Here is a 13,311-nt window from a genome sequence, read left to right as displayed (position 1 = left end):
CTCGAGAAGGTGGTCAGGATGCGGGTAGCAGTTTGTCAGTGCGGTTCTGTCCGCAGCCTTGGTCAATTCAATGGGTCTCGATGACGTGGCGTCCTGAAGAATCGGTTCCTCATCGACCGGGCGATCGCGAAGGCGGGTGTGCCGCCAGTAGAGGCGAAGAAGCATCACAAGGATCATCTACAACTACCTCATACAACTACCTCACCGAGGTGCGCGGCTGATCAGGCTGGCGGAGAGCCGGTTTCACCCATCGATGCTCGACGGCCCGGGCGATGATGTGCACGGCCTCGTTGCGGCTCACCGACGCCATCAACTGGGCCACGGCCTGCATATCCTCGCCGACCAGACACGTCGGGCCCGCAGTGAGGTTCGCGAATGCGGCCGCCACGACGTCGTCGACGGGTGCGGCGCCTGGTGGTGCGGTGTCCGGTGAGGCGATCTGACCCCTGCGGAACTCGAGCGCGCGCAGTGCCGGCGTGTCGGTCTTGCCGAGGATCAGCCCGAGCACGTCGACACCCTCGGTGTGCAACTCGCTCCACAGCGCCTCGGCGAGCACCATGTCGAACGCCTTGCTCGCGCTGTAGGCGACCAAGTTGGGCGCACCGGCCAAACCCGCGCCCGAACCGAAGATCACGATGCCGCCGCGTCCCCGGTCGGCCATGGGTTTCGCGTAATGGTGGCACAGTTGCACCGGCACCATGCAGTTGCGTTGCACCATCGACTCCGCGACATCCAGGGGCGTGTCGAGGAACGGCGTGACGTTGGTATCCGAGCCGGCGCAGTAGACCAGGAAGCCGATGTCCAGGCCCGCCGTCGCCTCGATGATGCGCCGTGCGGCTCCGGCCTCGGCGAGGTCGATTGCGAGCGTGTGTGTCTCGACTCCCGAGGTGTCACGGATCTGCGCGGCGACGGTGTCGAGCACCGAATGCCGTCGGGCCAGCAGCACGACGTTGAGGCCGCGGCGCGCCAATTCGTGGGCCATCGCGGCACCCACACCGTCGGAGGCACCCGCCACCAGCGCCCACGGCCCGTACTGCTGTGCGAAATCCATGTGGTCAGACCGCCGCGACACGCACCGAGGTGAACCGGCGGCGGGCGATGCGCCACCCGTCTGGGGTGCGGACGAGGTCGTCGTCGTAGAACCCCGCGGCGTTGACCCCTGAGGTGTTGTCCTGCGACATGATCAGCGCGTCGACGTAGGTACGCGCCTCGGCGGTGTCACCGTCGACCGAGATGGCGTGGTTGCTCAACCGGTGCAGCGTGTGGCCGGCCAGGGCATGTGTCTGTTCCATGAAGTCGGTGACCGCGTCCACGCTGTCCCACGCGCCGATCTCGCCGTAGTCGAGCGTGCAGTCCTCGGTGAACACAGTGCGGAACAGGTGCCAGTCGCGGCGGTCGATGCCTGTGGCGTACCGCGTGAGGACGTCGACGATGTGTTGGTGATCGCTCATGAGCGTCCACTCTTACCACCCGGTGCGGCTAGGTGGGCTAAATAAATGAATCCGGTGTGCGGGCGTCAACTATCCTGGTCCCAGTGTCGGAACGTCAGGATCTGCGTGAGCTGCGTGCGCGTCTCGACGGACTGACCATCCGCGACGCGGCGCGACTCGGGCGTCGGCTCAAGAATCTCCGTGGCGGCGATCTCGCCAAGGATCTCGCCAAGATCGAGCAGCAGATCGCGGCGGCCGAGGCGCTCGTGCTCACACGCCAGGCCGCGGTCCCGCAGATCACCTATCCCGACCTGCCCGTCACGCAACGCTGCGACGACCTCGCGAAAGCCATCGCCGAGAACCAGGTGGTCGTCGTCGCGGGCGCCACCGGATCCGGCAAGACCACCCAGCTGCCCAAGATCTGCCTCGAGCTCGGCCGCGGCATCCGCGGCACCATCGGCCACACCCAGCCGCGCCGGCTCGCGGCGCGCACGGTGGCGCAGCGCATCGCCGACGAACTCGGCACACCGCTCGGCGAGGCCGTCGGCTACACCGTGCGGTTCACCGACCAGGCCAGCGACTCCACGCTGGTCAAACTCATGACCGACGGCATCCTGCTCGCCGAGATCCAGCGCGACCGCAGACTGCTGCGCTACGACACCCTGATCCTCGATGAGGCCCACGAACGCAGCCTCAACATCGACTTCCTGCTCGGGTACCTGCGCGAGCTGCTGCCGCGCCGGCCCGACCTCAAGGTGATCGTCACGTCGGCGACCATCGAACCCGAGCGGTTCTCGCGGCACTTCCAAGACGCGCCGATCGTCGAGGTCTCCGGACGCACGTATCCCGTCGAGATCCGGTACCGGCCACTGGAAGTCGCCGTGCCGCCATCCGACACCGAGGATCCTGATGATCCCGACCACGAGATCGTGCGCACCGAGGTCCGTGATCCCACCGAGGCCATCGTCGACGCGGTCCGCGAGCTCGAGGCCGAACCGCCCGGCGACGTCCTGGTGTTCCTCTCCGGCGAGCGTGAGATCCGCGACACCGCAGAGGCTTTGAAAGACCTGCGGAACACCGAGGTGCTGCCGTTGTACGCGCGGTTGCCGACCGCCGAGCAGCAAAAGGTGTTCCAGCCCAGCCATGCCGGCCGGCGCGTGGTGCTGGCCACCAACGTCGCCGAGACCTCGCTGACCGTGCCGGGCATCCGCTACGTCGTCGACCCCGGCACCGCGAGGATCTCGCGCTACAGCAGGCGCACCAAGGTGCAGCGGCTGCCCATCGAGCCCATCTCGCAGGCCTCGGCAGCTCAGCGCGCGGGCCGGTCCGGGCGTACCGCGCCCGGCGTGTGCATCCGGCTGTACTCGGAAGAGGACTTCGAATCACGGCCCCGCTACACCGATCCCGAGATCCTGCGGACCAACCTGGCCGCGGTGATCCTGCAGATGAGCGCGCTCGGACTCGGCGACATCGAGAACTTCCCGTTCCTCGACCCGCCCGACGCGCGCAGCATCCGCGACGGCATCCAGCTGTTGCAGGAACTCGGTGCGTTCGACACTTCTTCCGCCGCCGGAGGCGGCAATTCGGCTTCCGCCGCCGGAGGCGGCAATTCGGTCCCAGCGCTCACCGAGACCGGGCGCCGGCTTGCGCGCCTGCCGCTCGACCCGCGCATCGGCCGGATGATCCTGCAGGCCGACGCCGAGGGCTGCGTGCGCGAGGTGCTGGTGCTCGCCGCGGCGCTGTCCATCCCCGATCCGCGCGAACGCCCGTCAGACCGCGAGGAGGCCGCGCGGCAGAAGCACGCCCGCTTCGCCGATGAGCACTCGGACTTCATCTCGTACCTGAACCTGTGGAACTATCTGCGCGAGCAGCGCAACGAATTGTCCGGCAACGCTTTCCGCCGCATGTGCCGCGACGAGTTCCTGCACTACCTTCGGATCCGCGAGTGGCAGGACCTGGTGGGCCAGTTGCGCAGCATTGCGCGTGACATCGGGATCCGCGAGTCCGACGAGCCCGCCGACCCGGCCCGCATCCACGCCGCGCTCACCGCGGGTCTGCTGTCACATGTCGGCCTGCGCGAGGGCGACACCCGCGACTACACCGGCGCGCGCAACACCAAGTTCGTGCTCGCGCCGGGATCGGTGCTCACGAAGAAGCCGCCGCGCTGGATCGTGGTGGCCGATCTGGTGGAGACCAGCAGGCTGTTCGGCCGTATCGCGGCGCGCATCGAACCCGAGGCGGTCGAACGCGTCGCCGGGCACCTCGTGCAACGCACGTACAGCGAACCGCACTGGGACGCACGCCGTGGCGCGGTGATGGCCTTCGAACGCGTGACGCTCTACGGTCTTCCGCTGGTCCCGCGCCGCCGCGTCAACTACGCGCAGATCGATCCGGTGGTGAGCCGCGAACTGTTCATCCGGCACGCCCTGGTCGAGGGCGAGTGGCAGACGCGCCACCACTTCTTCCGCGACAATGCCCGCCTGCGCGAAGAGGTCGAGGAGATGGAGGAGCGTGCGCGGCGCCGCGACCTGCTGGTCGGCGACGACGAGATCTTCGCGCTGTACGACGCGCGCATCCCCGCCGACGTCGTCTCGGCGCGCCACTTCGATGCGTGGTGGAAGAAGCAGCGCCACAAGACCCCTGACCTCCTCACCTTCACGCGTGAGGACCTGCTGCGCACCGACGACGCCGCCGACCATCCGGACACGTGGCGGGCCGGGGACCTGGAACTGCCGCTGAGTTACCGGTACCAACCCGGCGCGGCCGACGACGGGGTGACCGTGCACGTGCCGGTCGGTGTGCTCGCACGCCTGGGCGGCGAGAACTTCGCGTGGCAGGTACCGGCCCTGCGCGAGGAACTGGTCACTGCGCTCATCAAGTCGCTGCCGAAAGACCTGCGCCGCAACTTCGTCCCCGCACCGGACACCGCTCGCGCGATCCTGCCGCACCTCGACCCGGGAACGGGATCGCTGCTCGACGCCGTGCAGCGCGAACTGCGCAGGCGCACCGGAATCCTGGTGCCCGTCGACGCGTTCGATCTCGACAAGGTGCCGCCACACCTGCGGGTGACGTTCGCGGTGGAGAACTCCGACGGCGCCGAGGTGGCCCGCGGCAAGGACATCGAGACCCTGCGCGAACAACTCGCGGTGCCGGTGGCCCAGGCGGTCGCCGAGGCCGTCGACGACGGTTTGCAGCGCACGGGTCTGCGAGCGTGGCCCGATGATCTCGACGAGTTGCCCCGGACCGTGGAGAACGTCAGCAGAGGGCACACCGTGCGCGGATACCCTGGCTTCGTCGACACCGGAAAAGCCGTGGACATCCGGGTTTTCGCGAACCCGATCGAGCGCGACGCCGCGATGGGACCGGGGCTGCGGCGGCTTCTGCGGCTGAGCGTGCCGTCGCCGGTCAAGGCCATCGAGCGGGGGTTGGGCACGCGGACACGGCTGGCGCTCAACGCGAACCCCGACGGCAACCTCGCCGCCCTGCTCGAGGACTGCGCGGACGCGGCCGCCGACACCCTGGTGCGCCAGATCGTCTGGACGCGTGCCGATTTCACCGCGTTGGTGCAGCGCGCGGCGAAGGAACTCGGCGCCACGACGCAGGCCGCGGTGACCCGCGTCGAGAAGGTGCTGGCCGCCGCACACGAGGTCGGGGTGGGGCTGCCGGACAAACCGCCGGCAGCCCAGGCCGACGCGGTCGAGGACATCCGTCTGCAATTGGAACGGTTGCTGCCCAAGGGATTTGTCACCGCGACGGGCGTCGCGCGGCTGACCGACCTCACCCGCTACGTCACGGCGATCGCGCGCCGGCTCGAACGGTTGCCCCACGCGATCGGCGCCGACCGCGAACGCATGGCGCGTGTGCATGCCGTGGAGGACGCCTACGACGATCTGGTGCGGGCCTTGTCACCGGCACGCGCGGCGGCCCACGATGTCGTGGCGATCGCCTGGCAGATCGAGGAACTGCGGGTGAGCCTGTGGGCGCAGCAACTCGGCACGCCGCGCCCGGTCAGCGAGCAGCGCATCTACAAGGCCATCGACGCCGTCGCGCGCTAACCGATCGTGTGCTCGATGCGGCCGATGTCGTCGAGGATCAGCGTCAGGGTGTCACCGGGACGCAACCAGTGCCCGGTCTCCATGCCGCTGCCGCCCGGCAGTGTTCCCGTGCCGAAGAGCTCACCGGGATAGAGCGGTTCGCAGCGCGACGCGTGCGCCAGCACCTCACCGAGGCTGTGCTGCATGCCCGCGCTGTCGACCGTGCTGACGATCTCGCCGTTGACCGCCACCGAACCGGTCAGCGCGTCGATGCGTGGCAGGACCTCGTCGGCCGTGACCGCGGTGTCCGACATCGAACTCGCGAAGTGCTTGGATTTCTGCGGGCCGAACCCGCTGGTCATCTCGGCACGCTGGACGTCGCGGGCGCTGAAGTCATTGAGCACCACGAACGCGCCGATCGCCGCGGTCGCCTCGTTCGGTGTCGCGTTGAACAGCGGTGCCGCCAGCACGAATCCGATCTCGAGCTCGAAGTCCAGGGCCTGCGAGTAGTCGGGAACCGGCACGGGTGTACCGGTCGGCACGAACGTCTGCGCGTTCGACATGTAGTAGATGGGCTGGCGGTAGAACAGGGGCTTCGGTTTGAACTGCGGCACCGGGCGTCCGGTGAGCCGCTCGAATGCCGATGTGGCGCGGTACAACCCCGGATGGAACCGGCGGATCAGACCGCGCGCGGCGTCGATGTTGTGTTGCTCGTAGAGCATGAAGTCGCGGAACGAGACCGGCTGGAACGGCAGCAGATGTGGGCTGTGCTGTAGCTGGCGGTCGGCGGCCGCGGCCAGCCACTCGGCGTCGAACACGCGTCCGCCGAGCGGTGCGACATCGTCGTGGGGAACCCAGTTCCCCTCAGCATCAAAAGATTCCACACGCAGGCCGGCTGCGGAGCGGACACGGCGTAGTTTCACGTGGCCTTTCGCGGTAAACGACGCAGGAAGTTCGTCAGGTACCCGGCCACCGTATCCGGCTGTTCGAGCCACGGCCAGTGGCCCGCGCCGGCCACCGCGTGGATCTCGCAGTGCGCGAAGATCTGCCGATACTGCTCGGTCTGGGCGAAGGGCACGTAGCGGTCCTCGGTGCCCCACATGATCAGGACGTTGCGGTCGAACCCGGCGAGACGGTCCGCATAGGGGGCGACGGCATCGGGCCCGGTCGTGCGGTACAGCTTGAGCACGGCGTCGGGGGTGCCGGGGGCCACCATGTGCGCGGCGATCCGGTTCACCGCGTCGGCCGGCAGGTTCGGATCGTTGTGGGCCAGCGCCTGGCGCACGAGGGCCTGAGGCGTGATGCGCCACAGCGCCTCGGCCACCACCGGTGTGCGCCAGAGTTTCGCCGCGAGGTGGTCGATCACCACCGGCGCGTTGATCAGCGTGATGCTCGCGACGGCGTCGAGATGCTCGGCGGCCCACGCCAGCGCCCACGGCCCGCCGAAGTCGTGGGCCACCAGGTGCGCGTGTTCGACCGCGAGTTGCTCGAGGATCCCGTCGAGGTGCTGCGCGTACGCCGCGACCGTGTACGGCCACTGCGCCGGTTTGTCGGCCGCGCCGAAGCCCGGCATCTCGGGCACCACGACCCGGCTGAACTGGGCGACACGCGCCGGCAACGGATCCCACGGGGCACCGGCGTTGTTGCCGTGCACGAACACCACGGCTTCCCGGGTGCTCTCCGATCCGTCCGGGCCCGCCACGAACACCGGCGACCGCACACCGTCCACCGCGAGGGTTCGCTGTGCGGTCGGCGTGCTCATAGCGGGAGTTTACGGTCGCGTCAGCACGTCCGAGGGTTTTCCGCCGATCAGTCCGTACCGGTCGCGACGCGTGGGGCGCGGTCGATCGTTGCCTGATCCGAAACCGCCCGGTCCAGTATCAATTCGGCAATCCGGTCCCGGTGTGCCTCGGCCGTCCCGAGCAACGCCGCATCGGTCGTCGCGCGCTTGAAGTACAGGTGCGCCTGGTGTTCCCAGGTGAACCCGATACCGCCGTGCACCTGGATCGTGTCGGTCGCGATCTTCGTCAGCGCGGCCGATGCCGTGGCCTGCGCGATGCTCGCCGCCAGCGCCGGATCGTCGGAGCCGTCGGCAAGCGCCCACACCGCGTGGTACGCCGCCGAGCGCGCGTGCTCAAGGTCCACCAGATCGTCGGCGAGGCGGTGCTTGACGGCCTGGAACGACCCGATCGGGCGGCCGAACTGCAAGCGCGATTTGGCGTAGTCGACCGACAGGTCCAGCAGATGCTGTGCAGCCCCGACCTGTTCGACGGCCAGCAGCGCCGCGCCGACCTGCAGCGCGTGGCCTATGACGCGTTCGGCCTCGCCCGGTCCGGCCACGAGCCGTCCCGGGGTGTCGGCGAGCGCGATCGTGGCCTGCGGTCGGGTCAGGTCGAGCGTGGTGAGCGGTGTGCGCTGCACGTCCGACGCGTCGACGGCGTAGAGGGCAACCCCGTCGGGAGCCGTGGCCGCGACGAGGAAGACGTCGGCGGCAGCGCCGTCGACGATGCGCTCGACCGTGCCGGTGAGCGTCGCGTCGACCGACGCTGTCACGCCCACCAGCGCCGGATCGAACGCGCCCGCGCGGTCGGGCACGGCGAACGCCGCCGTGCGGGCGCCCTCCACGAGCACACCCAGCAGCTCGTCGCGCACCGGGCCTGCCGACGCCGCGACCAGGGCCGGGATCGACAGGTAGACCGTGCCGAACAGCGGGCCGCACGCCAGGGCGGCCCCGAGTTCCTCGACGGCGACGGCCTGGTCCACCAGCGTGCCGCCGGCACCACCGTCGGCCTCCGGCACCGCGAGCCCCAGCACGCCGAGTTCGGCACCCAGGCGCGCCCACACCGCCGGATCGAACCGCGGCTCGGACTCCATGAGCCGCCGCACCGTCTGCTCGTCGAAGTACTCGGCGCCGAACTTGCGCACCGCGGCACGCAACTGGCCCTGCTCGTCGGTGAAGCGGAACTCCGTCGTCTCAGCCACGCGGGATCTCCTTCCACGCCATACCGGCATCCGCCCGCAGATCCCCGGGCAACCCCAGGATCCGTTCACCGAGAATGTTGCGCATCACCTCGGACGTGCCTCCTTCGATGGTGTTGGCCTTGCTGCGCAGGAACCGCTGCTGCACGGGTCCGCGCCAGTCGGCGCCATCACCGTCGCCCAGCCCGTAACCGTCGTACAGAAGACCCTCCGGGCCAAGGAAATCCATGCACCACTGGTAGATGTGCTGGTTGAGCTCCGCACCCACGAGCTTGCCGATGGACCCCTCGGGTCCGGGACCGCCGACCGTGGCAGTCGCGCGCGAGCGTTCGGCGGTGAGGCGCTGCGCCTCCGAGCGCAACCACAGTTGCGTCAACCGGTCACGCAGCACCGGGGTGTGCAGATCCGGACGCGACGCCCACAGCGACACCGCGTCGGCGATGGTGCCCGCGCCTCGCCGGCTGCCGCTGCCGCCGAGCGCGCTGCGCTCGTTCATCAGCGTCGTCATCGCGACCCGCCAGCCGTCGCCTACGGCACCGAGACGGTGCGCATCGGGAATGCGGGCGTCGGTCATGTAGACCTCGTTGAACTCGGCCTGACCCGTCATCTGGCGCAGCGGCCGGGTCTCGACGCCGGCCCCGTGCATGTCGATCACGAAGTACGTGAGTCCTTTGTGCTTGGGCACATCGGGATTCGTGCGCGCCAGCAGCAGACCCCACCGTGCCCGGTGCGCCAGGCTGGTCCACACCTTCTGGCCGTTGATCACCCAGTCGTCGCCGTCCGGCACGGCCGAGGTGGCCAGGCCCGCCAGGTCCGAACCCGCACCCGGCTCGGAGAACAGCTGGCACCAGATGTGCTCGGTGCTCGCCAGCGGACGCAGCCAGGATTTCTTGAGCTCGTCGTTCTGCGCATGCTCGCGGATCGTGGGCGCGGCCATGCCGTAGCCCATCGGGTTGAGCCCCAGCGGGACCGGCCCTCCGGCGCCCTGCAGGATGCGATCGACCACGGCCTGCAGGCCGCGCGACACACCGACACCGCCCATGCCCTCGGGGAAATGCACCCAGGACAGTCCCGCGTCGTAGCAGGCGGCGAGGAACTGCGGTATCGGAACGCTTTTCGGGTCATGCTCGGAGACGACCTGGCGGGCCCGCTCGGCCACCAGGTCCGCTTCAGCGACGCTGCTCATCAGGCCACCATAAATAACGCCCCGTGACGCGCACCACACCGGTAGGGTCGGCGGTCGTGACGCCCAAGCGTGTGGTCATCGCGGGGCTGGGTGACGCGGGCGTGCTGACCGCGATCCGGCTCGCCCGACGTCACGAAGTGGTCGGCGTATCGCTCAACCCGGGTTTGGTGAGCGGCCAGGAACTCGGTGTCCGCCTCGCCCGCCCCGACGACTGGGCGCGTGACTACTGGATCTCGTTCGACCGCCTCCGCGCCCTCGACCGGGTGCGCACCGTGCACGGTGCGCTCACCGGTGCCGACCTGGACACCCGCACCATCACGGTGACCGACGCGGACGGGACCGAACACCACGAGCCCTACGACGCGCTGGTCATCGCCACCGGCGTCACCAACGGGTTCTGGCGCCGCCCCGTGCTGCAGTCGCCCGACGACGTGCACCAGGGACTGCGTGAGGCGCACGACCGGCTGTCGGCGGCGACGTCGGTGGCGGTCATCGGCGGCGGTGCGGCGGCGGTGAGCAGCGCGGCGAACCTCGCGGCCCGCTGGCCGGACAAGCATGTAGGGCTCTACCACCCGGGCAACGAGATCCTGCCGCAGCACCACCGCCGTACACGCAACCGAATCACCCAGCGGCTCAACGCCCTCGGCGTCGACGTGCATCCCGGGCACCGGGCGATCGTGCCCGACGGCTTCGCATGCGACGAAATCACCGACGACCCCGTGCACTTCAGCACCGGACAGTCACCCGCGAAGGCCGAGGCGGTCTTGTGGGCGATCGGCCGCGTCACGCCCAACACGGGATGGCTGCCACGCGACATCCTCGACGACGACGGATTCGTCCGTGTGACACCGCGATTGCAGGTCCCCGGCGTCCCGGGCGTTTTCGCGGTCGGAGACGTCGCGGCGACCGACGCGTTGCGCTCATCGGCGCGCAACCGCGCGGACGCGCTCGTGGCCCACAACGTCGCTGCGTACTTCACCGGCGGACCCATGCGTACCTACCGGCCGCATGGCCGTCGGTGGGGCTCGGTACTCGGCCCGCAACCCGATGGACTGGACGTATTCGCGCCCAACGGGTTTGCGTTCCACTTCCCGGGCTGGTCGATCCAGCGCGTGCTGCAACCGTGGATCGTGCGGCGCGTTATCTACCGCGGTGTACGGGATCCGGTCTAGACCGGCCGCGTCGCGGGCAGGGCCACCGCCGGAGACGCCGGAGCCGCCGGCACGCCCTGCACACCGGGCACGCCTTGCACACCGGGCGCCACCGGGTACGCCGGTGCGGCAGGCAGTCCTTGCACTCCCGGAACCGCGGGTGCCACGGGTGCAACCGGCATGCCGGGCGCCGCGGGTACGGGTGCCGGGGGAGCGGGTGCCGCCGGGGCCGCCGGCGCTGGGGCGCCGACACCGAGGACCCGCAACAGATCCGGTTTCATGGCCTGCAGCTGCGCACCCCAGTACCCCCACGCGTGGGTGCCGTTGGGCGGGAAGTTGAACACCGCGTTGTGTCCACCGGCCGCCAGGTACCGCTTCTGGAACTCCTTGTTGGTGTTGACGGTGATGTTCTCCAGGAACTGCGCGCTGTAGAGCTGACCGAAGTCGCCCGCGGCGTCCAGGTCCGACGGTGCGCCGTTACCGCAGTACACCCAGATCGCGGTGTTGTTGGCGACGAGCCGGTTGATGTTGACCATCGGATCGTTGCGCCGCCAGGCCGGATCGTTGGCCAGGCCCCACATGTCCGCCGAGTTGTACCCGCCCGCGTCCTTCATCGCGAAGCCGATCATGGTGGGCCACAAACCCTGTGACGGGTTGAGGAACCCGGACAACGCGCCGGCGAAGATGAACTGCTGCGGGTACCAGGTGGCCAGATTGAGCGCCGCGCCACCGGACATCGACAGCCCGACAACCGCATTGCCGGTCGGTTCGACACCGCGGTTGGCCGCCAGCCACGCCGGAAGCTCGCGCGTGAGGAACGTTTCCCACTTGTACGTCGTGGTTCCCGCGCTGCCGACCGCGGGGCGGTACCAGTCGGTGTAGAAGCTGGACTGGCCTCCGACGGGCATCACGACCGAGATGCCGGACTGGTAGAACCACTCGAACGCCGCGGTGTTGATGTCCCAGCCGTTCGCGTCGTCCTGTGCGCGCAGTCCGTCGAGCAGATACAGCGCGTGCGGTCCGCCGCCCTGGAACTGCACCGTGATGTCGCGGCCCATCGCCGCCGAAGGCACCTGGAGACGCTCGACCGGTAGACCGTCGCGCGAATACGCCGCGGCCTGCGGAACCGGTCCGGTCGCGATCAGCCCCGCCAGCATGAGCACCGTCGCGGCACCGGCCGCAACACGACGTGACAGCGTGGAGAAAAACGAGGGCTTCACATGGGCACGCTAACAACGCGTGCCGCGGCCAACCCGGGGCCACGCCTGGCGTAACCCCCCCGTTATCAAGGCGATTCGGTTCCGCGATGCGGTCTCAGGCGGAAAGGCTCGCCTTCACCGCGCGGGTCTGCTCGTCGCCGAGGACCTCGGCCACGCCGGCCTCCACGCCGTCGAGGGCGGCCGCGGCGATGTGCGCGGGGTCGGACTTCTCCGCATCGACACCGGCCGCCATGTCGGTATCCATGAACCCCACGTAGAGACCGGTCACCGCGACACCTTTGGGCGCTAATTCCTCACGGACAGCATCGGTTTGGGCCCACAGCGCGGCCTTGGCCGCCGCGTATGCCCCGATACCGGGGATGTGCTTCCACGACAGGATCGACGCGATGTTCAGGATCGCGCCGGGGGCGTTGGCCACGAGATGCGGGACAAATGCCCGCGTGACGTTCAAGGTGCCGAAGAAGTGGGATTCCATCTGGGCGCGGATGTCGTCCATCGGGCCGTCGAGCAGTCCGTTGTAGCTGGTGGTGCCCGCGTTGTTGACAAGAATGGTGGTATCGGCCGCCAGCTCGGCGGCGGCCTGCACCGACGCCGGGTCGGTGATGTCGATCCGTACCGGGATCACGCCGTCGAGGGTGACGGTCTCGGGGTTGCGCGCCCCCGCGTAGACCTTGGCCCCGCGGGCGAGCAGTTGTTCGGCGAACTGGCGGCCCAAGCCGCGATTGGCTCCGGTGACGAAGGCTACGGATCCCTGGATCTTCACGGCTGACTCCTCGGTATGGCCTGCGAACAGGCTGACTTGGTTATATGGACCCAGAACTACGGATGATCCAGCAATTGTTCCCTCAATTACCGGTCGGGATGCTGACAACGTCGTTGATGGGGACCTCGTCACCCAGATCGTCGATGAACGCGACCCGCACCGGACGGTCGGTGCGCCTGGCCTTGCGTGTCATCGTCGGACCGGCGGGACGGGGCAGGTGCCGGTCGCCCCACTGCTGCAGCGCGGCCACCAGCACGTGCAACTCCCGCCCTGCGGGCGTCAGGAGATACTCCGCACGCGGACGCTGGCCAGGCTCCCGATAAGGCTGTTTGGTCATCACGCCGTACTCCACGAGCGTCGAGAGTCGGTCGCTGAGCATGTCGGCCCCGATCCCGAGCCGGGATTGGAAATCGGCGAACCGCCGTGTTCCCAGCAGGGCCTCGCGGAGGATCAGGATGGTCCAGCGCTCACCGAGGACAGCGAGGCTACGCGCGACGGAGCAGTCGAAACCCTCGACGTTCTTGCGTCCCATCCGACCAGGATATGGC

The 13,311-nt window shown here is 69.0% G+C and carries 11 protein-coding genes; 2 read left to right on the top strand and 9 right to left on the bottom strand.

The features are described 5' to 3' along the window. Positions 1–196 precede the first annotated feature (196 nt). The gene (locus AT701_RS32345; protein ID WP_058127340.1) at positions 197–1,051 is read right to left on the bottom strand and encodes an SDR family NAD(P)-dependent oxidoreductase; all 855 of its coding nucleotides are present in this window, start codon (positions 1,049–1,051) and stop codon (positions 197–199) included. Positions 1,052–1,055: 4 nt separating this feature from the next. Beyond that, complete coding sequence (locus tag AT701_RS32340; RefSeq protein ID WP_058127339.1) at positions 1,056–1,451, bottom strand: nuclear transport factor 2 family protein; 396 nt, start codon at positions 1,449–1,451, stop codon at positions 1,056–1,058. An 83-nt stretch (positions 1,452–1,534) separates the two neighbouring features. Here AT701_RS32340 and hrpA point away from each other — a divergent pair, with 83 nt between their 5' ends. Beyond that, on the top strand, positions 1,535–5,485 hold the full coding sequence (hrpA, locus tag AT701_RS32335) for an ATP-dependent RNA helicase HrpA (protein ID WP_058127338.1): 3,951 nt from the start codon (positions 1,535–1,537) through the stop codon (positions 5,483–5,485). Here hrpA and AT701_RS32330 read toward each other — a convergent pair. From AT701_RS32330 to AT701_RS32315, 4 genes are read right to left on the bottom strand one after another with little or no spacing between them, the layout of a single operon-like run. After that, positions 5,482–6,387: a fumarylacetoacetate hydrolase family protein gene (locus AT701_RS32330; RefSeq protein WP_058127337.1), complete on the bottom strand. Its 906-nt coding sequence runs from the start codon at positions 6,385–6,387 to the stop codon at positions 5,482–5,484. The genes hrpA and AT701_RS32330 overlap by 4 nt on opposite strands. Beyond that, complete coding sequence (locus AT701_RS32325) at positions 6,384–7,226, bottom strand: alpha/beta fold hydrolase (protein WP_058127336.1); 843 nt, start codon at positions 7,224–7,226, stop codon at positions 6,384–6,386. Before AT701_RS32325 ends, AT701_RS32330 begins: the two co-directional genes overlap by 4 nt. A 47-nt stretch (positions 7,227–7,273) precedes the next feature. Further along, positions 7,274–8,476, bottom strand: a complete 1,203-nt coding sequence (locus tag AT701_RS32320) for an acyl-CoA dehydrogenase family protein (protein ID WP_157892608.1) — start codon at positions 8,474–8,476, stop codon at positions 7,274–7,276. Then, positions 8,439–9,629, bottom strand: a complete 1,191-nt coding sequence (locus AT701_RS32315) for an acyl-CoA dehydrogenase family protein (RefSeq protein ID WP_058127334.1) — start codon at positions 9,627–9,629, stop codon at positions 8,439–8,441. Before AT701_RS32315 ends, AT701_RS32320 begins: the two co-directional genes overlap by 38 nt. Positions 9,630–9,685: 56 nt before the next feature. Here AT701_RS32315 and AT701_RS32310 point away from each other — a divergent pair, with 56 nt between their 5' ends. Next, positions 9,686–10,801 carry an FAD-dependent oxidoreductase gene (locus AT701_RS32310; protein ID WP_167350204.1) on the top strand — a complete coding sequence of 372 codons (1,116 nt, stop codon included), beginning with the start codon at positions 9,686–9,688 and terminating at the stop codon, positions 10,799–10,801. Here the strand turns inward: AT701_RS32310 and AT701_RS32305 are convergent. The 3 genes from AT701_RS32305 to AT701_RS32295 form a co-directional block, all read right to left on the bottom strand. Beyond that, positions 10,798–12,000 carry an esterase family protein gene (locus AT701_RS32305; RefSeq protein ID WP_081319642.1) on the bottom strand — a complete coding sequence of 401 codons (1,203 nt, stop codon included), beginning with the start codon at positions 11,998–12,000 and terminating at the stop codon, positions 10,798–10,800. The genes AT701_RS32310 and AT701_RS32305 overlap by 4 nt on opposite strands. 94 nt (positions 12,001–12,094) lie before the next feature. Beyond that, positions 12,095–12,763 (bottom strand): SDR family oxidoreductase, encoded by a 669-nt coding sequence (locus AT701_RS32300; RefSeq protein WP_003898001.1) that lies wholly within the window; start codon positions 12,761–12,763, stop codon positions 12,095–12,097. Between the two features lie 82 nt (positions 12,764–12,845). After that, complete coding sequence (locus AT701_RS32295) at positions 12,846–13,295, bottom strand: winged helix-turn-helix transcriptional regulator (RefSeq protein ID WP_058127332.1); 450 nt, start codon at positions 13,293–13,295, stop codon at positions 12,846–12,848. Positions 13,296–13,311 lie beyond the last annotated feature (16 nt).

It is taken from the genome of Mycolicibacterium smegmatis (assembly GCF_001457595.1).
Classification (GTDB): Bacteria; Actinomycetota; Actinomycetes; order Mycobacteriales; family Mycobacteriaceae; genus Mycobacterium; species Mycobacterium smegmatis.
The sequence above is the reverse complement of the archived record's forward strand: the minus strand, read 5'-3'. Positions and strand labels throughout refer to the sequence as shown.